The sequence below is a fragment of the Glaciecola sp. 33A genome, assembly GCF_002836745.1.
Taxonomy (GTDB): domain Bacteria; phylum Pseudomonadota; class Gammaproteobacteria; order Enterobacterales; family Alteromonadaceae; genus Glaciecola.
Genome location: NZ_PJAR01000040.1, coordinates 211,511 through 234,145 on the forward strand (window position 1 = coordinate 211,511; position 22,635 = coordinate 234,145).

General features: G+C 41.3%; 17 protein-coding genes. 16 read left to right on the plus strand and 1 reads right to left on the minus strand.

Translation table 11 applies throughout. From position 1 onward, the window contains the following. Positions 1-68 precede the first annotated feature (68 nt). The 5 genes from clpP to CXF81_RS11225 all read left to right on the plus strand — a co-directional run bounded on the left by clpP (position 69) and on the right by CXF81_RS11225 (position 7,243). Positions 69-701 (plus strand): ATP-dependent Clp endopeptidase proteolytic subunit ClpP, encoded by a 633-nt coding sequence (gene clpP / locus CXF81_RS11205; protein ID WP_101181434.1) that lies wholly within the window; start codon positions 69-71, stop codon positions 699-701. 100 nt (positions 702-801) lie between these two features. Next, positions 802-2,079 carry an ATP-dependent protease ATP-binding subunit ClpX gene (clpX, locus tag CXF81_RS11210; RefSeq protein WP_101181435.1) on the plus strand — a complete coding sequence of 426 codons (1,278 nt, stop codon included), beginning with the start codon at positions 802-804 and terminating at the stop codon, positions 2,077-2,079. Between the two features lie 157 nt (positions 2,080-2,236). Next, the gene (lon, locus tag CXF81_RS11215; RefSeq protein ID WP_101181509.1) at positions 2,237-4,585 is read left to right on the plus strand and encodes an endopeptidase La; all 2,349 of its coding nucleotides are present in this window, start codon (positions 2,237-2,239) and stop codon (positions 4,583-4,585) included. 295 nt (positions 4,586-4,880) lie between these two features. Continuing rightward, a complete protein-coding gene (gene hupB / locus CXF81_RS11220; RefSeq protein ID WP_006009977.1) occupies positions 4,881-5,153 on the plus strand; it encodes a nucleoid-associated protein HU-beta in 273 nt (90 codons plus the stop codon). A gap of 197 nt (positions 5,154-5,350) precedes the next feature. Next, positions 5,351-7,243 (plus strand): SurA N-terminal domain-containing protein, encoded by a 1,893-nt coding sequence (locus CXF81_RS11225; RefSeq protein WP_101181436.1) that lies wholly within the window; start codon positions 5,351-5,353, stop codon positions 7,241-7,243. Between the two features lie 561 nt (positions 7,244-7,804). Here CXF81_RS11225 and rpsT read toward each other — a convergent pair. Further along, a complete protein-coding gene (gene rpsT, locus CXF81_RS11230; RefSeq protein ID WP_101181437.1) occupies positions 7,805-8,065 on the minus strand; it encodes a 30S ribosomal protein S20 in 261 nt (86 codons plus the stop codon). Between the two features lie 288 nt (positions 8,066-8,353). On the opposite strand from rpsT, the gene murJ reads away from it, so the two are divergent. The 11 genes from murJ (at position 8,354) to CXF81_RS11285 (ending at position 22,620) form a co-directional block, all read left to right on the plus strand. Further along, positions 8,354-9,904, plus strand: a complete 1,551-nt coding sequence (gene murJ / locus CXF81_RS11235; RefSeq protein WP_101181438.1) for a murein biosynthesis integral membrane protein MurJ — start codon at positions 8,354-8,356, stop codon at positions 9,902-9,904. A gap of 130 nt (positions 9,905-10,034) precedes the next feature. Then, a complete protein-coding gene (ribF, locus tag CXF81_RS11240; RefSeq protein WP_198556382.1) occupies positions 10,035-10,991 on the plus strand; it encodes a bifunctional riboflavin kinase/FAD synthetase in 957 nt (318 codons plus the stop codon). Positions 10,992-11,058: 67 nt separating this feature from the next. Beyond that, positions 11,059-13,893: an isoleucine--tRNA ligase gene (gene ileS / locus CXF81_RS11245; protein WP_101181439.1), complete on the plus strand. Its 2,835-nt coding sequence runs from the start codon at positions 11,059-11,061 to the stop codon at positions 13,891-13,893. Then, the gene (gene lspA / locus CXF81_RS11250) at positions 13,886-14,386 is read left to right on the plus strand and encodes a signal peptidase II (protein ID WP_101181440.1); all 501 of its coding nucleotides are present in this window, start codon (positions 13,886-13,888) and stop codon (positions 14,384-14,386) included. The genes ileS and lspA overlap by 8 nt, the downstream gene beginning before the upstream one ends. Beyond that, positions 14,370-14,834: an FKBP-type peptidyl-prolyl cis-trans isomerase gene (fkpB, locus tag CXF81_RS11255; RefSeq protein WP_369828683.1), complete on the plus strand. Its 465-nt coding sequence runs from the start codon at positions 14,370-14,372 to the stop codon at positions 14,832-14,834. The genes lspA and fkpB overlap by 17 nt, the downstream gene beginning before the upstream one ends. Before the next feature lies 1 nt (position 14,835). Then, a complete protein-coding gene (gene ispH, locus CXF81_RS11260) occupies positions 14,836-15,777 on the plus strand; it encodes a 4-hydroxy-3-methylbut-2-enyl diphosphate reductase (protein WP_101181441.1) in 942 nt (313 codons plus the stop codon). Between the two features lie 187 nt (positions 15,778-15,964). Further along, positions 15,965-16,615: a type IV pilus modification protein PilV gene (pilV, locus tag CXF81_RS11265; RefSeq protein ID WP_101181442.1), complete on the plus strand. Its 651-nt coding sequence runs from the start codon at positions 15,965-15,967 to the stop codon at positions 16,613-16,615. Further along, on the plus strand, positions 16,612-17,493 hold the full coding sequence (locus tag CXF81_RS11270) for a PilW family protein (protein ID WP_101181443.1): 882 nt from the start codon (positions 16,612-16,614) through the stop codon (positions 17,491-17,493). The genes pilV and CXF81_RS11270 overlap by 4 nt, the downstream gene beginning before the upstream one ends. After that, complete coding sequence (locus CXF81_RS11275; RefSeq protein WP_101181444.1) at positions 17,490-18,053, plus strand: PilX N-terminal domain-containing pilus assembly protein; 564 nt, start codon at positions 17,490-17,492, stop codon at positions 18,051-18,053. Before CXF81_RS11270 ends, CXF81_RS11275 begins: the two co-directional genes overlap by 4 nt. A 10-nt stretch (positions 18,054-18,063) precedes the next feature. Next, the gene (locus CXF81_RS11280) at positions 18,064-22,149 is read left to right on the plus strand and encodes a PilC/PilY family type IV pilus protein (RefSeq protein WP_198556383.1); all 4,086 of its coding nucleotides are present in this window, start codon (positions 18,064-18,066) and stop codon (positions 22,147-22,149) included. Further along, positions 22,150-22,620, plus strand: coding sequence for a type IV pilin protein (locus CXF81_RS11285; RefSeq protein ID WP_101181445.1), 471 nt, complete (start codon positions 22,150-22,152; stop codon positions 22,618-22,620). It begins immediately after the preceding gene. The last annotated feature ends 15 nt before the right edge of the window (positions 22,621-22,635 follow it).

Below are 22,635 nucleotides of genomic sequence, written 5' to 3' on the forward strand. Positions count from 1 at the left end.
TTGACTTAACAGGTTATCAACTGATTAAATGCTCGGATTATCCGGGCATTTTTTTTATGAAGAGAAATATGACAAATATAATTACAGAACCACAAAGCGCATTAGTACCGATGGTAATAGAGCAAACCCCTCGTGGTGAACGCTCTTATGACATCTATTCACGCCTACTAAAAGAGAACGTCATTTTTATGGTGGGTCAGGTTGAAGATCATATGGCAAACTTAATTGTTGCTCAGATGCTATTCTTGGAAGCAGAGAATCCAGAAAAGGATATTTTCTTATACATTAATTCGCCTGGCGGTTCGGTCACAGCGGGCATGGCCATATATGATACAATGAATTTTATTAAGCCAGATGTTAGTACTGTATGTATTGGACAGGCAGCTAGTATGGGGGCATTTTTGCTTTCTGCAGGTGCAAAAGGAAAGCGTTATTGTTTGCCGAATGCACGTGTTATGATCCATCAGCCACTAGGCGGATTTCAGGGGCAGGCATCTGACTTTGAAATACATGCTAAAGAAATCCTGTCTATTAAAGAGAAAATGAATAGGCTAATGGCCAAACATACTGGCCAGGACTATGAGAAAGTAGCAAAAGACACCGATCGTGATAACTTTTTAAGCGCGCAAGATTCAGTCGACTATGGATTAGTTGATGCAGTAATGACAAATCGTGCAGACGTATTGAAAAAAGCAGATTAATCGCCATATTAAGTTATTGAGTAACAATGGCTCGCCCTTTCTTCATTTTGCGAGCCATCATAAAAACCCGATTTAGGGTAAGAACGAAAAGGCAAATTTTATGAGTGATGACCATGATAAAGACGGGGACAGCAAATTACTGTATTGCTCGTTTTGTGGTAAAAGCCAACATGAAGTTCGAAAGCTAATTGCGGGCCCGAGTGTATTCATCTGTGATGAATGTGTTGAGTTGTGTAACGATATTATTCGCGAAGAAATTAAAGAGATTTCACCAAAGCAAAAGACTGATGCTTTGCCAACACCAAGCGATATTCACAAACACCTAAACGATTACGTGATTGGTCAAGAGCACGCTAAGAAAGTATTAGCTGTAGCGGTTTATAATCATTATAAAAGGTTGCGTAATAATGATGTGCATGACGGCGTGGAGCTAGGTAAAAGTAACATCCTTCTGATCGGCCCCACAGGCAGCGGTAAGACACTACTGGCTGAGACGTTAGCACGATTGCTAGATGTGCCTTTTACAATGGCCGACGCAACTACCCTTACGGAAGCAGGTTATGTTGGTGAGGATGTAGAAAATATCATTCAAAAATTGCTGCAAAAATGTGATTATGACCCTGAAAAAGCGCAGCGTGGCATTGTGTATATCGATGAGATTGATAAAATTTCACGCAAATCTGACAATCCATCGATCACTAGAGATGTTTCTGGTGAAGGCGTACAGCAGGCATTGTTGAAGCTTATTGAAGGTACGATAGCATCTGTTCCGCCACAGGGCGGCAGAAAGCATCCACAACAAGAGTTTTTACAAGTCGATACGTCTAAAATCCTATTTATTTGCGGTGGCGCGTTTTCCGGCCTAGATAAAGTGATTGAACAACGCGTATCCAAAGGTGCTGGCATTGGTTTTGGTGCTGAAGTGAAGTCCGCAGCAGACAAAAAAGCGGTTAGTCAGTTGTTCAAAGAAGTTGAACCTCAAGATTTAGTTAAATACGGTCTCATTCCTGAGTTTATTGGGCGTTTACCGGTAGTAGCTAGTCTAGAAGAACTAAACGAAGATGCGCTCATTCAGATTTTGAAAGAGCCTAAAAATGCGATCACCAAACAATATGGTGCTCTGTTTGCTTTAGAAGACACTGAACTCGAATTTCGGGATGATGCATTGCATGCAATTGCAACCAAAGCGATGAATCGCAAAACGGGAGCCCGCGGCCTGCGTTCGATTGTTGAAGCTGTGTTATTAGACACAATGTATGAATTGCCGTCAATGCCAAAAGTAAGTAAGGTCGTTATCGATGAAGCTGTTATTAAAGGCGAGTCTAAACCACTACTTATTTACGACAATGCACCAGACAAAAAGGCAGTTTCAGAGTAAAAATCTATATTTAAGACAATCAAAGCTGAGCTGACAGAACCATAGGGACTGACTTCTCAGCTTTTTTTTTAATTAATTTTTGGTTTTTTTGAATTTTGGTTTGAACTTTGCCAGCCAAGCCCCATATAAACAGCAAGTGCAAAAACAAGAGAGAACTATGACAACTGAGCTCAATAATCTCAGAACAATGCCAATATTGGCATTGCGAGATGTGGTCGTTTACCCGCATATGGTTATCCCGCTCTTTGTAGGGCGGGAAAAGTCTATCCAGTGTTTAGAAGCGGCAATGGATAATGACAAGCAAATATTTTTAGTCGCACAAAAAGATGCTGGTGTTGATGAGCCAGCGGTCGATGACATTTATACGGTTGGAACCGTAGCGACCATCCTACAGCTTCTTAAATTGCCTGATGGAACTGTCAAAGTGTTGGTAGAAGGTAATGTCCGTGGTCAAATTGAGAAGTATATTGATACTGACCCGTTCTTTACCGGCGAGATAGAATCATTCGAGGTCGAAACATTAGACGAAGCCGAGCAGGAAGTATTGATACGCTCTGCTGTTTCTCAATTTGAAGGCTACGTAAAACTAAATAAGAAAATTCCACCAGAGGTGCTAACGTCACTAAATGGCATCGAGGACGCTGCAAGATTGGCCGACACGATGGCTGCTCATATGCCGCTGAAACTGGCAGAGAAGCAAAAAGTACTTGAAATGAACCCTATTACAGAGCGTTTAGAGTACCTAATGGCGCTGATGGAAGGTGAGATTGATCTACTGCAGGTTGAGAAAAAAATAAGAACTCGCGTTAAAAAACAGATGGAAAAAAGTCAGCGCGAGTACTACCTCAACGAGCAAATGAAAGCGATTCAAAAAGAACTTGGTGAGATGGACGAAGCACCCGATGAATTCGAAGCGTTAGCTAAGAAGATTATCGAAGCAAAAATGCCTAAAGAAGTAAAAGACAAAGCCGACGCTGAGTTAAATAAATTGAAAATGATGTCGCCGATGTCCGCTGAAGCAACGGTCGTTAGGAGTTATATCGATTGGTTGACGTCAGTGCCTTGGTATAAACGCAGCACGGTGAAAAAAGACTTAGCAAAAGCTGAAGAAGTGCTAGATAACGACCATTACGGCCTAGAAAAAGTCAAAGAACGTATCCTTGAATATTTAGCAGTGCAACAGCGTGTCAAGAAACTCAAAGGTCCTATTCTATGTTTGGTGGGTCCTCCTGGCGTTGGTAAAACCTCATTGGGTCAGTCTATTGCGAGAGCGACAGGCAGACAATATGTCAGGATGGCGTTGGGTGGTATGCGAGATGAAGCTGAAATAAGAGGTCACCGCCGCACATATATTGGCTCGTTGCCGGGTAAGTTGATTCAAAAGATGTCAAAGGTTGGGGTTAAAAATCCATTGTTTTTGTTAGACGAGATTGACAAAATATCTTCTGATATGCGTGGAGATCCGTCTTCAGCATTGCTAGAAGTTCTGGATCCAGAGCAAAACTCGACCTTTAGTGATCACTATTTAGAAGTCGATTACGACCTATCGGATGTGATGTTCGTTGCGACCTCAAATAGTATGAATATACCGGGTCCGTTATTAGATCGGATGGAAGTTATTCGTTTGTCTGGATACACGGAAGACGAGAAGCTGAACATTGCGATCCGCCATTTGATAAGCAAACAAATTTCCCGCAATGGATTGAACGATAAAGAACTCACAATAGAAGACTCTGCAATCATTGGTATTATTCGTTATTACACACGAGAAGCAGGTGTCAGAAATCTTGAAAGAGAAATATCAAAAATCTGCCGAAAAGCAGTCAAACATATTTTATTGAATAAAGGCAGCAAGACCGTTGTCGTTAATCAAGACAACTTAAAAGAATACTTGGGTGTTCAACGTTGTGATTACGGCAAAGCTGACAAGAACAACCAAGTGGGTCAAGTAACTGGTTTAGCGTGGACTCAGGTGGGTGGTGATCTACTTACAATAGAAGCTACTTCTGTTCCTGGCAAAGGCAAGACCACCTTTACTGGTTCTTTAGGTGATGTCATGCAAGAGTCAATTAAAACCGCATTGACGGTTGTTCGTTCAAGAGCAGAAAAGTTGCGTATTAATAGTGACTTCCATGAAAAACGAGATATACACGTTCATGTACCAGAAGGCGCGACCCCAAAAGACGGTCCAAGTGCTGGCATCGGTATGTGTACTGCATTGGTCTCATCATTGACGGGTAATCCGGTGAGATGCGATGTTGCAATGACGGGTGAAATTACGCTTAGAGGCGAAGTATTAGCCATTGGTGGTTTAAAAGAAAAGTTATTGGCGGCTCATCGTGGTGGTATAAAAACCGTCATAATACCAAAAGATAATGAGCGTGATTTGGAAGAGATCCCTAAAAATGTGATTGGTGATCTTAATATTCATCCGGTCCGATGGATAGATGAAGTGCTGAGTATCGCACTTGAGTCTCCTGTTGAAGCGATAGAAATTTTATCGTAATTTAGGATGAAATGATTCGAAGACTTGCCTGTTGAATAAAAAACAGGCGATTTTTTCGAATTAAACACAATTTTTTTACTTTTTTTAAATATTAGGGCTTCACAAGTCCGTTAGTTATGCTACCTTAACATCCGTACTCGCTTAATGCCTTGTCACGAAAGGGATAGCAAGCGATTTACTAGGAAGTTAAAAATTTGTTAATCATAGCTTGAAGTTCTACTGCAAGCTTGTTATAACTTTTAGACGATATAATTTTGCATTAAGCAATATAATAAAAAAATAAAGGGGTCATATTGTGAACAAGTCTCAACTAATCGATACAATTGCTGCTAGCGCAGACATTTCTAAAGCTGCTGCGGGTCGTGCATTAGATGCTTTCACTGACGCAGTTACTTCTGCTCTTAAAGATGGCGATCAAGTAGCACTTGTCGGTTTCGGTACATTCTCAGTTCGTGAGCGCGCTGCACGTAGCGGCCGTAACCCACAAACTGGTGAGACTATCCAGATTGCTGCTGCTAAAGTACCTTCATTCAAAGCTGGTAAAGCATTGAAAGACGCTGTTAACTAAGCATTTTAGTTTTATTTTAAAAAGGCGATGGCTACTCCATCGCCTTTTTTATTTATATAATGTAAAAAAGAACCCTCAATAGTCGCGCAGGCGTTGTTCAACGGGTATAATATCCGGCGCGAAAAAAGCGAATTAAGCGGCGCAGTCACTCGTTTGATTGCGACATGAAAGTTAGTATTACAAGGTTGTTTTAATTTATGTTAGAAAAAATTAGAGAGGGCTCTCAAGGTCCTTTAGCCATAACGATCGTTGGCTTAATAATTATTAGTTTCGCAGTTACTGGCGTTGGAAGTTACTTAGGTTCTTCATCAACCCCAGCGGCAGCGACAGTGAACGGTGAAGACATCACGTTAAATGATGTTGAAGCAGCCTACCAAAATCAACGAGCCAGAATGGAAGCTCAATTTGGTGAGTCAGTTGCTGCTGCGTTTGCCAATGAAACTTACTTGGAAACGTTTAGAACGCAGGTTTTAGACCAACTAATTTCAGAGAAGCTGATTGAACAGCAAGCAACTGAACTTGGGTTACGGGTAAGCACTGAGCAGATTAAACAGACTATTTTTGATATTGACGCATTTAAAATTGCGGGCCAGTTTGATAACGATACTTTCCAAGCAGTTATTGCTAGACAGAATTTTACACCGGCAAGTTTTCGAGCCTATTTGCGCAAGCAAATGACAACTGAGCAGCTAAGCAACGTGATTAATGGTTCAAGCTTCAGTATTGATGACGAAGTAACTGCCATATTGCGTTTACAGCAGCAGACGAGAACAGCGAGAACGCTTGAAGTTAGTGCAGCAGATTTTGCGACCGATGTTACTGTGTCTGACGAAGAAGTTGAGCAATATTATCAATCTAATTTGAGTGATTTTGATACACAAGAACAGGTCAAGTTATCTTATGTAACAATCTCCGTTGCTGATTTGATTACGAACGAAGTTGTAACAGAAGAAGATGTTTTTGCTAATTACGAAGAGAATCTAGCCGCTTACCAAACGCTAGAAGAACGCCGCATATCACACATTTTAATTGAATTTGGCGACGATGAATCGGCAGCTAAAGCAACTGCGGAGGAAGTGCTTGCATTGGTACAGGTAGCAGAAGCTGACTTTGCTAAAATCGCATCAGAACGTTCTACGGATACAATTAGCGCTGAAGTTGGTGGCGACTTAGATTTCATTAGTAGAGGTGATTGGAGTGAGTCATTCGAAGATGCAGCATTTGGCTTAAAAGAAGTAGGCGATAGCAGTGGACTGGTGCAGACCGAGTTCGGTTATCACATTATTAAGCTTACCGAATTAATACCGATAATCACAACGCCGTTTGCTGAAGTTCAAGAAGAGCTAACTCAAAGACTGTTGAGAGACAAAGCAATGGGGAGTTTCTTTGGTCTTCAAGAACAAGTAGCTAGTGCTGCATTTGAACAGCCTGATAGTTTGCAACGAGTGTCTGAAATTACTAACAGGCCTATTATTGATACTGCGTTTTTTGAGAAAACCAATTACCCTGCATCAGTTAACTATCCACAAGTCGAAAATGTTGCGTTTAGTCTCGAGTTAGTTGAAAGCGGTTTAAACAGTGATGTTCTTAAGATAACAGACGAAAAGATTATGGTCACAAGAGTGATAGGTCATAACCCACAACGAACGTTGCCACTAGAAGACGTCAGTGCGAGTATCGTAAATCAACTCACGGCTAGAAAGACCCAGCAAGCCGCGGTTGATTGGGCTGAATCTCTTAAAGCTAAAATATTTGCTGGCGAATCAATCGATGAAACGTTAACTGCAAAGTCATTAGAAATCAAAACGGTTGAGAGTATTCCTCGTTTTGGTCGCGAAATTCCTGTTGAGATGAATATTGCAATATTTAAGCTATCGCCAGTTTCACAGCAAAACGTATCAGTTGTTAAGCTGAGTTCAGGCAATGTCGGTTTGGTTATCTTAGATTCAGTTCAATCTGTATCTGAGGTGTCAGAAGAGGACTTGCTTGCAGCGAGAACAGGTTTGGCAAGCAATGAGAGCCGAAACGCTTATGATAACTTTGTAGACGCATTAAAAAGTAAAGCTGATATCGAGATTATGAAAAGATAAGCTGTTTGGACGAAGCCTACTTAGTCTAACTGATTGAATAGAGTAAAGGTTAATACAAACCCCGTGAGCTTTTCTAGATCACGGGGTTTTTTGTATCTCACAACAACCACATGATGCCTGAAAAGGTAGCGAGAATGGTTCCAGAAATGACAATAATATAAATAAAGCCCTGTTTTCCTTGTGATATTGAGTGGCCACTAGCGCGTAAATAGAATAGCCAGAAAATACAAAGAACGATAGGGATTAGAAACAAGAACTTAAACAATCAGATTGTACTCCAGGGTATTAATTTGTATTACATTATCTTACACAATGTTTGCTTGCGACGCGTATAAGTGCAAACCAGTTAAACAACATACGTTATATTTGTTTAAATAGTACACATTCTTTTAAGATCAAAATGACAGTTGGTTAATAGCAGCCTAAAACCCATTTGCAGGTCGCACTAACGCTTATTTATTACGCTCAAAAAAAAACGCCGATTAGGCGTCTTTTAAATTACTTTCAACTCTTTTGCGTGCTAAACGTTAACACTATAAATCGTGTTGTAAGAAAACGTCTTTACAGCGCGTTTATTTGTGTATTTAGACGACTCTTATGACGAGCCGCTTTATTCTTATGAATAAGGCCTTTAGTTGCCATACGGTCCAAAACCGGAACTGCTACTGTAAATGCTGCCTGTGCAGCTGCTTTATCACCAGCTGTAATAGCGGCAAGTACTTTCTTGATGCACGTACGGGTCATGGAGCGACGGCTTGCATTATGCTGGCGACGCTTCTCAGATTGGATTGCACGTTTCTTCGCAGACTTAATGTTAGCCAAGGTGAAACTCCTAAATAAATTCATGTCAAAATTGAGGGTGCGGATTATCCGGTTTTTAAATACCCGTGTCAATAAAATTGACGGTTAAAAGCGAAAAATAACGCAAATAACCAACTTGCGGTCCTCTGTTACGGACTTTACATTTATTTATGTATAAAAGCGCCCGTTATTTGTGCAATGAGCAAGTAGTTATTGCGAGCCTAAGGGTATTAATGCGATTATAAATAGACAAAAGCAGTAACAACCGTTGGCTACAAATAGGAATAACTTTAAGGTGAAAGTGCGTCGATGTTAAAATCAGGGATTGTCGTCAGCTCAATGACGTTAATATCGAGAGTGCTCGGATTAGTGAGAGATGTTGTGGTCGCTAATTTAATGGGTGCAGGAGCCGCCGCCGATGTCTTCTTTTTTGCTAACAAAATCCCCAATTTTTTACGTAGATTGTTCGCAGAAGGCGCTTTTGCGCAAGCATTTGTCCCCGTCTTAACTGAGGTAAAGGCACATCAAGACAAAGCTGAATTGGAAGACTTCGTTGCAAAAGTGTCCGGTACACTTGGTGCAATTGTTTTCATAACAGCCATAGTCGGTGTGGTTTTATCGCCTGTACTGGCTGCGTTATTTGGTACCGGCTGGTTTATCGACTACTTAAATGACGAACCAGATGGGGCTAACTTCGAGCTAGCGTCGGTTATGCTAAAAATCACGTTTCCTTATATATTTTTTATATCACTGACTGGATTTGCTGGGGCTGTGCTCAATACACTCAACAAATTTGCGGTAGCTGCCTTTACGCCTGTCCTGCTTAATCTCAGTATTATCGCCTGTGCATGGTTATTTGCTGAAAGATTAGAGCAACCTGCTTTCGCGTTAGCATGGGGTGTCTTTATCGGTGGCATAGTGCAACTATTATTTCAACTTCCTTTTTTATACCGAGCAGGCCTTCTGGTTAAGCCCAAGTGGGGTTGGCGCGATCCCAATGTGACCAAAGTAAGAATCCTGATGATCCCTGCGCTGTTTGGGGTATCCGTGAGTCAAATAAACTTACTTCTTGACACACTAATAGCGAGTTTCTTAATGACAGGCTCAATTAGTTGGCTGTATTACAGCGACCGCTTACTGGAATTTCCACTTGGCTTATTTGGTATCGCTATAGCAACGGTTATATTACCTGCACTTTCACGAAATCATGTTGGCAAAGACAATCAAGGCTTCAAAAATAATTTGGATTGGGCATTTAAGATTATTTGCCTACTCGGTATACCGGCAGCGACGGCGCTCGTTCTATTGGCGTTTCCACTTTTAATGGTTATTTTTCAACGCGGCGAGTTCTCGGTCGTGGATGCGCAAATGGCGTCTTATAGTCTAATTGCTTACGGCAGTGGTCTATTGGGTTTCATGCTAGTTAAAATACTTGCTCCAGCGTTCTATGCTCGTCAAGACACTCGGACACCGGTAAAGTACGGCATTATTACTATGGCCACTAATATGCTATTTAACCTGATTTTCGCTATCCCTTTCGGTTATGTCGGTTTAGCTATTGCTACTGCCATGTCGGGTACGTTAAATGCCATCCTTCTCTATCAGCGCTTGCATCGACAAGGTATCTATAAACTAAGACGCGATACCCTCAGTTTTATTATTAAAGTGGTGTTAGCATCGATTTTTATGGGTATATCTATTTATATCTTTAACCTTAATTTTGCCTGGGGATCGACGAACTTGATGGCGCGCGTTAATATGCTAATTAAACTTGTTGTTTTAGGCATCAGTGTCTTTGCGATCAGCTTAATATTGGTTGGAATTCGACCAAGCCATTTAAAAATACAAAAATCGATCTAAAAAATTGGCTTGGTCTCCTTATAATCATTGGTATTCACCCAGCGGTCGTTTATAATCTTAATGCTTTAAAACGATTACATTCATTTAATTTTTGTGTATTGCTCTCGATTTTTATTAAGAACCGCGAAGAATGCATAATTCAAACATCAAAAGGCAAGGTGGTTTGCAGTTAATTCGAGGCCTACACAATTTACGGCAACAACAACAGCGTTGTGTGTTAACTATTGGTAAGTTCGATGGCGTTCATTTAGGTCATCAGGCTGTGCTAGTTAACTTAGTTGAGAAAGCAAAGACACTCGGTTTAGCCTCAACTGTTATGATTTTTGAGCCGCAACCTGAAGAAGTGTTTGCTCCGCAGCACGCACCTGCTAGATTGTCACGTTTTCGCGATAAATATCAACAGTTCAAAGCGTTGGGTATCGACCGCCTTATTTGCGTTCGATTTAATTCTGTTTTTGCTGCAATGAGTCCTGAAAGCTTTATTCAAGATTTATTAGTAAAACAACTCGGTGTTAAATTTTTAGTGGTTGGTGATGATTTTCGATTTGGTCATCAACGCAAAGGAAGTTTTGATTTGTTACTAGCAGCCGGATTGAAATCTGAGTTTGACGTTGTTAGTACACAAAGCTTTAAATTAGCAAATTGCAGAATTAGTTCAACCGAAATTCGCCAAGCATTGTCCAACAGTAATTTTGAATTAGCCAAGGAAATGCTAGGCCGAGAGTTTACGATTGCTGGGCGAGTCAATCACGGCGACAAAAAAGGCAGAACCATTGGTTTTCCGACGGCAAATGTTTTGCTTAAACGCTGCAAGTCGCCCATAAGTGGCGTTTTTGCGGTTGAAGTTATTATTGCTAAGCAGTGCTTTAAAGGCGTCGCTAATATAGGCAACAGGCCTACTGTTAAAGGTGCAAGATCGCAACTGGAAGTGCATCTGTTTGATTTTACAAAGGACCTTTATGGTACCTACATAGAAGTTGTTATTAAACATAAACTCAGAGATGAGAAAAAATTTGAGAATTTTGAAGCGTTGCACCAACAGATAAAATGTGACGCTCAAGCGGCACGAGATATATTCAATATTTAAAGACTTGTAGTAATAAAGTCAGTATTAAATTTATAAAAAACATAATTATAGAAGTGGAAAACCAGATATGACTGATTATAAACCGACGCTAAATTTGCCTGAAACAGGGTTTCCAATGCGTGGTAATTTGGCTAATCGCGAGCCGCAGATGTTGAAGCAGTGGACGGATAAAAAACTGTATGAGCAGATCAGAAGTGCTAAAGCTGGTAAAAAATCTTTTATATTGCACGATGGCCCTCCTTACGCGAATGGCGATATTCATATAGGTCATGCGGTTAACAAAATTTTGAAAGACATTATTGTCAAGTCAAAAACCTTATCAGACTTTGACTCGCCTTATGTGCCAGGTTGGGACTGCCACGGTTTACCTATTGAGTTGATGGTAGAGAAGAAAGTAGGAAAGCCAGGTAAGAAGGTCACTGTTGCTGAGTTTCGTGAAAAATGCAGAGCTTATGCTGAGCGTCAGATTGACGGGCAACGAAAAGATTTTATTCGCTTAGGTGTATTAGGTGATTGGCAAAATCCATACAAGACCATGGACTTTAACTCAGAAGCTAATATTATCAGAGCGTTTGGTAAAGTCGTAGAGTCAGGACATTTAGAAAAAGGTTTTAAGCCGGTTCATTGGTGCACAGATTGCGGGTCAGCATTGGCAGAAGCTGAAGTTGAATATCAGGATAAAGAGTCTCCTGCAATTGATGTGAAGTTTGAAATTACCGATTATGCTGGGTTTGCAGATGCTTTTGATATCGATCCAGAACTACTGCAGCAAACTAAGTCCTCAGTTGTTATTTGGACAACAACGCCGTGGACTATTCCTGCAAATCGCGCGATTAGTTTACACCCAGAGTTAAGTTATGAACTGGTAACAGTGGCATTACAAACGGGTAAAGAAAATTATGTCATAGCGGCTGATTTAGTTGAGACTTGTATGCAGCGTTATGGCATTACAGAGTTCAACGTTATCGGTGCATGTACCGGCACTGAGCTTGAACATTTGCTGGTTAGCCATCCTTTGAATCCTATTAAAGTGCCATTGATTTTAGGTGATCATGTTACAACTGAGGCCGGGACCGGTTGCGTGCATACTGCACCTGCTCACGGAGTAGACGATTTCAATGTAGGTAAACAATATGATATCGAAGTTTACAATCCAGTAGGAGGCAATGGTGTTTATCTTGAAAATACGCCATTATTTGCGGGTTTGCACGTGTTTAAGGCTAATCAGCCCATTGCTGACGCGTTAGCTGAGAAGGGCGCTTTAGCCCTGCAGGTTAAATACGTACATAGTTACCCACACTGCTGGCGTCACAAGTCACCAATTATCTTTCGAGCCACGCCTCAGTGGTTTATTAGCATGGATAAGAAAGGCTTACGCAAGCAGTCAATTGAACAAATTAGTAAGACTAAATGGATCCCAGGCTGGGGTGAAGAACGCATTAAGAGCATGGTTGAAAGCCGGCCAGATTGGTGTATTTCACGTCAACGGACTTGGGGTGTACCCATTGCATTGTTTGTGCATGAAGAAACAGGTGAACTGCACCCAAAGACCGCACAAATTATTGAAACAGTAGCCGTGGCGGTTCAGCAAAAAGGGATCCAGGCTTGGTGGGATATGGAGGCTGAAAGTCTCATTGGGGCAGATGCAGCGCAATATCAAAAAGTCACGGATACACTTGATGTCTGGTTTGATTCTGGTGTTACGCATTATTTTGTGGTTGATAAGCGTGATGACATTCCAGCTGGCGCCGATTTATATCTAGAAGGTTCAGATCAGCATCGTGGTTGGTTTATGTCTTCATTAATTTCTTCTACGGCTATGCATGGCCATGCTCCTTACAAAGAAGTACTAACCCATGGTTTTACTGTTGATGCCAACGGCAAGAAAATGTCTAAATCATTGGGCAATGTTGTCGCACCTCAAGAAGTGACCAATAAACTCGGCGCTGACATTTTGCGTTTGTGGGCCGGTTCAACCGATTATCGCGGCGAGATGACAGTTTCAGATGAAATTTTGAAGCGATCTGCTGATGCTTATCGTCGAATTCGCAACACTTGTCGTTTCTTACTTTCAAACTTGAACGGGTTTGAGCCGAGTAGAGATATTGTGCCTTTCAATGAAATGGTTGCATTAGATCAGTGGGCTGTTTTGCGGGCATCTGCAGTGCAAAAGCAAATTCTCGAAAGCTATGATCAATACGATACTTTAGTGGTGTGTCAAACATTGATGCAGTTCTGTTCTATCGAAATGGGGAGTTTCTATCTCGATATTATAAAGGACAGACAATACACCGCTAAGACTGATGGTTTAGCGAGACGCTCTTGCCAAACGGCGTTATATCATATTGCTGAAGCCCTCGTACGTTGGATGGCGCCAGTGATGAGTTTTACCGCACAAGAGGTCTGGGAAGCGATGCCGGGCGAGCGTGATGAATTCGTGTTCACAGGTACGTGGTACACAGGTTTACCAGCAGTTGATGCCACGGCAACCAATTCGCTTGATAATGATTTCTGGCAGACGGTCATGAAGATAAAAACCGAAGTGAATAGTGCATTGGAAAAAGCCCGTAATGAAAAAACAATTGGCGGTTCACTTGAAGCGAAAGTGATTGTTTATGTGAATTCAGAAAAAGCCAACTTACTTGCTAAATTAAAAGATGAGTTGCGTTTTGTACTCATCACCTCTGAAGCCGAAGTGAAGAGCTTGAGTGAAAAAACGAATACGGCCACGGCATTGAATGAGTCAAATATATTCATTGATGTATTAGTCGCCGCTGGCGAAAAATGTGCTCGCTGTTGGCATTATAAACCAGAGGTCGGTAACGATCCTAAACATCCTGAACTGTGTAACAGATGTATCGATAACGTTGATGGTGACGGGGAAGTACGCGAATATGCTTAATATTTTTAAGAATACTGGAATGCGATTTACCTGGATTTCAATTATTATCGTGGTATTGGATCAGTGGACTAAGCAAGCTGTGGTAAACTCAATGCAGTTGTATGAGTCTATCGAAATAGTGCCATTTTTCAACTTTACTTATGTACACAATTACGGTGCAGCATTCAGTATTCTTTATGATGCTGGCGGTTGGCAACGGTACTTCTTAAGTGTCATTGCGTTAGGCGTTAGTGGCTTAATATTGTGGTGGTTGAAAAGTACAACCCGACAGCAACTATTGTTACCGGTCGCTTTTTCATTCATTTTGGGTGGCGCATTAGGTAACGTTTACGATCGTATTATGCATGGTTATGTAATCGATTTTCTTGATTTATACTATGGTACTTCTCATTGGCCTGCATTTAATATTGCCGATTCTGCAATATTTATAGGCGCTGTTTTGCTTATCATTGATATGTTTATTAACAAAGAGGCAAATGAAGTTGACAAATAATACCTTGGCGATTGGAGATAACTGCGAAGTTATTTTACATTTCGACTTGAAGCTTTCAGATGGTTCAGCTGCTGACAGTACTAGAGTAAATAACAAACCTGCAAAAATGGTAATGGGTGATGGAAGTCTGACCAAAAATTTTGAAGACTGTTTGCGAGGTCTTGTGGCGGGTGACAAGAAGTCTTTCTTGTTGAGTGCTGACGATGCGTTTGGCATGCCCAATCCTGACAATATATATTACGTTGACCGCACTAAATTTAATGCAGATACACCGGTAGAAGAGGGCATGATAATTGCCTTTACTCAACCCGATGGCACTGACCTACCTGGTGTAATTCGAAGTGCTGTTGGACATTCAGTCACGGTTGATTTTAATCACCCTCTCGCAGGACAAAGTGTCACTTTTGTTGTTGAAATTATAGAAGTAAGAGAAACCGGAGCAAAATAAAATGAAGATCCATTTGGCTAACCCTAGAGGCTTCTGCGCAGGAGTCGACCGCGCTATTATTATAGTCGAACGTGCACTGGAGATGTTTGGGGCGCCGATCTATGTTCGTCATGAAGTTGTGCATAATAAATTCGTTGTTGATGGTTTGAAAAAACGCGGTGCGGTTTTTATTGATGAGTTGACTGAAGTTCCTGACGACACTATTGTTATTTTTTCTGCTCATGGCGTATCGCAAGCAGTTCGTGCAGAAGCTCATCATCGCGGGCTCAAGGTGTTTGATGCAACTTGCCCATTGGTGACAAAAGTTCATATGGAAGTAATTCGAGCCAGCAAAAAAGGCACTGAGTGTGTTTTGATTGGACATCAAGGACATCCTGAGGTTGAAGGCACAATGGGACAATATGACAACCCTAATGGAGGTATATATTTAGTTGAGTCAATTGACGATGTAGAAACCCTAGTGGTTAACAACCCTGATACACTTTATTATTGTAGCCAAACAACGCTTTCCGTAGATGACACTGCCGATATTATTGATGCCTTGCGTCGAAAATTTCCAAAAATTGATGGCCCGCGTAAAGATGATATCTGTTATGCAACGCAAAATCGGCAAGATGCGGTAAGAGAACTTGCGAGTGATTGCGACATTCTATTGGTTGTGGGCGCACAAAATAGTTCAAACTCTAATAGGTTGAGAGAATTAGCTGAAAAAATTGGTTCAAAAGCGCATCTAATTGCAGATGCAGATTGTATTCAAAAAGAATGGCTAACCGACGTCCATAACATCGGTGTCACTGCGGGCGCATCAGCACCAGAGATTCTGGTTAAAGGGGTCGTTGATAAATTACTTAGTTGGGGTGCCGTTACTGCATCTGAACGCCCTGGGCGCGAAGAAACAATAGAATTCGCTGTGCCAAAAGAGCTACGCATTAAGCAAATTTAAGCTTTGGTAAAATAAATAAACTAGCGCGAAGCATATTAAAAACAAAGCTTTGCGCTACCATCCCCGCTATAAACCTACTTCAGTTCAGTTTCGATACGTATTTAATACGTTAGACTTATTCACGATAACCAAACACCCGTGCATCTCATGTAAGCTGATGTTATGAAGAAGCTGTTTTTGAATAATTATGATGCTGAATAAGCCGACTAATCAATTAGCAAAAAAATCAATGCTATCCCAAAGCGGACTTGGCATGGTCGAAGTGTTAGTAACTCTTTTTATACTATCAATCGGCCTCTTGGGCGTTGCATCATTGCAATTTGTCGGATCGTTTTCTAACGCCGATGCTCTGAATCGTACTCAAGCTGTCTTTGTAGCCCAGCAATTTAGTGAACGTTTGAATGCAAATGCGATGTCATCTGACGCCACAGATGGCTTTGTTGTTGATAATAATTATTTTGATGACGAAATATATAACTTCGGCAACCTGACGTGCGCAGTAACAGACGCAAGTCCTTATGAATGCCATTGTAAAGCGCATCCTGCTGCTATTGCCAATTGCCAAACAGGTGATTGTAATTCAGCTGAACTAGCTGAGTTTGACGGTTATCAAATGTCATGTGCCGCTGCACGAAATAATCCGAATGCTCAAATAAGCCTGACATGCACAGATAAAGATTTGGGCGATACTGACTTATGTAGCGCTGGCTCTATTCACGAAGTCATTGTTAGTTGGCCTGTGCGCAACTGGCAGGGCAATGAGCGAGTGTTAAATAGTGCATGTAATACGACGCCAACCGATTCCAACGACTGCGTTGTGGTTGAGGTTGCTTTATGAATCTATTTATCAACAAAATTAGCCACAAAAAAAATCAAAAAGGATTCACGTTAGTCGAAATAATGATTTCGATGGCACTAGGACTAGTGATCGCAGGTGCGGTCATTCAGATAATGGTCAGCAACTCGGTCACTGAAAAATTAAATAGAGCGATGGCATCGACTCAAGAAAGCGGGCGATTTATTATTAATCGTTTGCGCAGCGAAATATTGATGGTGGGTTTGTATGACCAAATGAATCCTAAGTTAAACATTAACGTCGACGTTGTCGACGAAAACAACTTTGTACGAAATCACCCCATAATATTGCCTAATGATTTTGCGGTGAGAACAAATTTAGGTGCGGTTCAAGGCAGCAGTGGGGGCAACGATACCTTAGTCGTTAGCTTGCAAAGCAACATGGATTGCAGAGGTTACGCCCTCGGTTATTTAAATGAAGAAGAATTTTATGTGGTTAACGAATATTTCGTTGCTGATAATAAGCTCAAATGTAGGGGCTTTGATGGCCGTTATTTACGTGGGCAAAAAGTGGCTGATGGTCATAATAGTCACAATTCAATTACCATTTTAGACGATGTAACGGACTTTCAAGTAACCTATGGTATTACTGATCTAGCGTCTACTGCAGGGTCAGCGATCCCTACTCGTTTTATTACGGCGGATGGGATCCAACTTGCAATAGACAATGGCAAAACAATCGTTGCTTTGCGTATCGCTCTTGTGGTGCGCGCTGATAGTGACATTACAGTCAAAACCAAGCCATTTTTTAGATTACTCAACGAAGCAAATTATGTCCCAGGCGATAATGGCCTATATAAATCGTTTGAAACAACAATAACATTAAGAAATATGAAAAATTTCGCAAGGAGTAATGCATGAAAAGTCAACAAGGTGTGGTCATGGTGTTTGCCCTGTTGGTGCTGATGTCATTAACTATTCTAGGCGTTGCCTCCGTTTCTAGTGGCATATTACAGACTAAAATGGCTGCATCACTAGAGCGTAAATCATTTGCTTTTGATGCGGCTGAAGCTGCACTCGCTGGCGTGGTTTATGAGGCAGAAGACGAATCTTTATTATCCAATCCACTTAAATCGGACCCGCTGTCTGAAGCAAGGCAATCAACTGCCTTAGATCTTGCGAATGATGAATTAAGTTGTTTTGACAATGATCGTACTGACCGCTTCATCACCAATGATGGATTAACGCGAGGAAAGATGCATACAACTCAAGGCGATTTCAGAACTAATCCTGTAACGGCAAGTTGGTCTAAAAGTGTTTTTGTTCGAGAAGAGGCATGCAGAGGGTCGAGTAACGTTATTGGTGGCAGCAATATTAGCTGTCATATTTTCATTGTTAGAGGCTGCGGAAAAACTGTGGGAAGCAATTATGCCGTAGCAAATACAATGAGTGCAGCTGTTTTCGCACCATCATCGAATTGAGGTATTAGGTATGTCAATCAAGAGAATTACAAGTTCGGTCAGCGCCTTTCTATTAACTGTTTTGATCAGTATGAGTGCCATGGGAGACGACCTCGAAATATACTTAGGAACAGGAGGCACATCGAATACCTATAATCCTAATGTATTGTTTATTATGGATAGTTCTGGCTCTATGGGATCCAAAGACGGTACTAATGAGACTAGAATGCTAAGGGTGCAAAATGCACTGAAAACCGCGTTAGGTTCAGCCACTAATATAAACGCTGGTTTGATGCGATTTTCAGATTTTGGTGGTCCTATTTTATTTCCTGTACGCGGAATAGACTCGCCGGTTGCCCCTGAGATTATTATTCCAATTACTTCAGGCAGTGACGATGCTTATGAAATTGACGATGACGTTACTATTTCCTCGATGCAAATTGATTTAACCAAAGGAACAGATAGCGTAGTAACTGGCTTGCGATACCAAGGTTTACGAATTCCAAGAGGAGCTGTGATCACCAGCGCTCGTGTGCGTTTTACATCAAGTACTCTGAATACCTCAGACGCCACTTTATCATTTAGAGCGGAGGCGATAGGTAACTCAACGACTTTTCAAAATGAAGTTAGTAATATTTCAAACCGCGTAACCACGAGTGCTGAGGTGATTTGGGACAATGATAATAACTTTCCACTGTCCAGTGAGAGCGTGTTATCACCTGATATTAGCGCAGTGTTGCAAGAAGTCATTAATCGAGGTGATTGGTGCGGTGGCAATAGCCTCAATCTCATCATAGAGGGCACAAGCGTATCTGCTTCAAGCGGTCGCAAAACATCGTCGTTGGAGGACGGCAGTGGTTCAACGCCTCAATTAATTGTCACGTATGACGAGACTACAGCAACAGGGTGCATGCGTGAGCGTTTGATATATCAGGTAAACTCACAGCGCGAGAATGCGGAAGAGCGTTCAAATGGCTATCAGAATACAGGACAAGAATTAACATTTAACGCTTATTCGAATGAATATATTGGTTTACGTTTTGCGGGTGTAAATATTCCTGAAAATGCGACTATTACTGATGCTTATCTAGAGTTTACAGCTTATCAAAATGGCACGTCTAGCGGCGCATCTATGATTATTCAAGGTGTCAACGAGGACCACCCTAATGACTTTAGTCCTTATATTCGTTACATGCAGCGCAATAAAAGTAAAACAGCACCTGTTACTTGGAGTAATATTGAATCTTGGTACAAAAATCGTGACTACAAAAGCCCTTCCATTACCAGTATTGTTCAGACAATCGTTAACCGCTCTGGTTGGAGAAACGGTAACAAAATGATGTTTATTATGTCCAACTTTACTAATGCTAGTAGGGGCGGATATACCGTTAACGGCAAACCTTCAGGAGCGGCTCGATTAGTTGTTGAATTTGAAGGTAATGCAGTGCCTGGGTCATCTGCAACTGTTCGCCAACATCTTATGAGTAAAGTTGATGAGTTAGCATCAAATGGCATGACACCGATCGTTGATACATTGTACGAAGCTTCACAGTATTTTGCGGGTGGTCCCGTTTATTATGGCAGAAAACGTGGTGAAGACTCCGTTAGCAACTACGTCAGACGTAGCACAAGAGTAAGTCATCGCGCGTCTTACGTCGGCGATGATGCGATCCGCCCCAACGGCTGTAACGAAGAAAACTTGAGTGATTGGGATTGTACTCAGGAGTATATTCCGACAGGTGCGAATTATATTTCTCCCGTGACAGACCTGCAGTGCCAAGTAAATAACCATATCGTGTTGTTATCCGATGGGGAAGCCAACAATAACCACAGTGTTGCTGAAATACAAACATTGCTAGGTACTAGTTGTTCAGGTAGTGGTGGCGAGAAGTGTGGAGTGGACTTGGTTAAAAATATAAGCAACGCTGGTGATTCAGCCATAGACGCCAGGGTAGTCACTCATACCATTGGTTTTGCAGCTAACAGCACAGCAAACAACTTCTTAAATCAACTTGCATTACAAGGAGGAGGAGGCTTCTATCAGGCGGACAATAGTGATGACTTAGTTTTGGCATTTCAAAGTATTTTGCGCAACGTGAAAGATGTCAATGCAACCTTCGTTTCTCCTGGTGTTGCTGTAAACCAATTAAATCGTTTAACCCATAGAGATGAATTATATTTTGCCTTATTTAAACCTTCTGAAGGAACAAATTGGCCGGGTAATCTGAAAAAATACCGAATCAGTGGTGATAAAGTATTGGATAAAAATGGTGTCAACGCTGTAGACAGTGGTTCAGGCTTTTTCTCTGAAAACTCTCATTCTTACTGGTCCATGACTCAAGATGGTAATGATGTTAGAACTGGCGGCGCGGCTAGTCGCCTAGACTTAATCAGAAAAGTATACTTTTTTGATACTACAGGGTCTGTCATCATCCCAGCCAATCAGGTTTCTGAAAGTAATACCGATATCACAGATGCTGACTTAGCATTGGATCCAGTTTCAGACCCCGCTGGTACCAGAGAACTCGTTCTTAAATGGGCCCGAGGTGTCGATGTTAGAGATGACGATGGCGATGGTTCTACTACAGACGTTCGTTTGCAAATGGGCGACCCAATACATTCGCAGCCTGTTATTGTTAATTACAGTGCAACTGACAGTGCTGTTTTTGTTGCGACTAACCATGGTTTCTTGCATTCGATTGATTCTGAAACAGGTGAAGAAAACTTTGCAATAATGCCCAAAGAATTAATGCAAAATTTGAACGATTTTTATCGCAACGGCAGTTCGTTCAATCATATTTATGGACTGGATGGCGACATGGTTTACCGTGAGTACAATGATAAAAAATACATTTATATCGGAATGCGTCGGGGTGGGAACAATTACTATGTTGTTGATGTAACCTCTAAAATGGATCCTAAAATTGTATTTACGGTTGACGGTGGCCAAGGTGATTACGCAAAAATGGGTCAATCTTGGTCAAGACCCACTATTACAAAGATCAATATTGGTGGCACAGTCAAAGATGTCATGATCATTGGTGCTGGTTATGATCCTGACCAAGACGCAAAAGCAAATCGTAGTGAAGACTCAATGGGTAATGCTGTGTATATTATTGATGCAAATACCGGTGACTTACTGTGGTCTGCAAGTAATGATAGTGGTGATCTATTGTTAAGCGATATGCAATATAGTATTCCTGCAAGGATCTCAGTCATTGACCGTAATAACGATGGTCTAGCTGACCATATGTATGTGGCTGATATGGGCGGGCAGATATTCCGTTTAGATATCTACAATGGCCAAAGTGCTAGCAACTTGGTTAGTGGTGGGATATTAGCAAAGATGAGTGGAGATACAATAGAACAAAATCGACGCTTCTATTACGCACCTGATATTGCTGAAATTTCTACAACAGACGAACATTATTTTGCAGTTGCTATCGGTTCTGGTTTTAGAGCTGGTCCTCTGAATACGAGCATTGAAGATAGTTTTTTCATGATTAAAGACAAAGGTGTATTTGTTCGTGATGAATTCAACAAATTCATACTGCCTGGTACACCAGTCACCCCTGCTAGTTTATACGACGCGACAGAGCATTTATTGACCAGTGATAATGTAGAAGAAAGAGCAGTGCAAAGCAGTCTGCTTGCATCCAAAGATGGTTGGATGATCCGTCTGACTCAAAATGGTGAAAAAGTATTGGCGTCACCGTTAATACTTGATTATAAAATATTCTTTACCACTTACCTTCCTGCGAGCTCTAGTGCCAGTGCTTGTGCTCCCCCAACAGGAAATAGTAGAGCATATTTGGTAAATCTTATTGATGCCAATGCGGTTGAAGATTTAAATAATAATGATCAAAAAGATGCCACTGATAGGTTTGCGTTACTCAAGCAAACCGGTATTGCACCGGATACTAAAATACTCATTGAGAATATCGTTAAACCAGTTGTCTGTCTTGGTGCAGAGTGTGTGTCTGCCGTGATTGTGACAGATGAAGACGGCCAAATTGTATCTTGTGGTTCTGACTTTGAATGTTTAGCCAGAAACATATACGGTAAGTTTGAGCGAGTTCAGAAAAATACTTGGAAAACAGAAGTGGAGCGTCAATAAATGAAATTTCAACAAACGCATAATGGGTTTACGCTGATTGAACTGATGATTGTAGTCGCCATTATAGGTATCATTACTGCAATTGCATTTCCCAGTTACCAAAATATGATTAATGCTGCCGCAAGAAGCACAGCGCAAGCTGACCTTATGTCTTTCGCGGCAGCGATGGAGAGACATAACGCTTCTAGCTTTTCGTATAAAGGGGCAGCTGAAACTGGAGCGAATATAGGAAAACCAACTATATTCGCTTCGCATTCACCCAGTTCTGAACCTGCGGGCAATAAAAGATATGAGTTGACGATAGATGACGTATCAGCTAACGGTATCGCATTCCGTTTGAAAGCAACCCCGATATCAGGGGGATCATTAGCAAGTGATGGCGCACTTTTCATTTATAGTGATGGGCGCAAAGCATGGGATCTTGATAATAATGGAAGCATTGCTACTAACGAGTTTTGTTGGACTTGCTAGTTGATGGTTAATTCT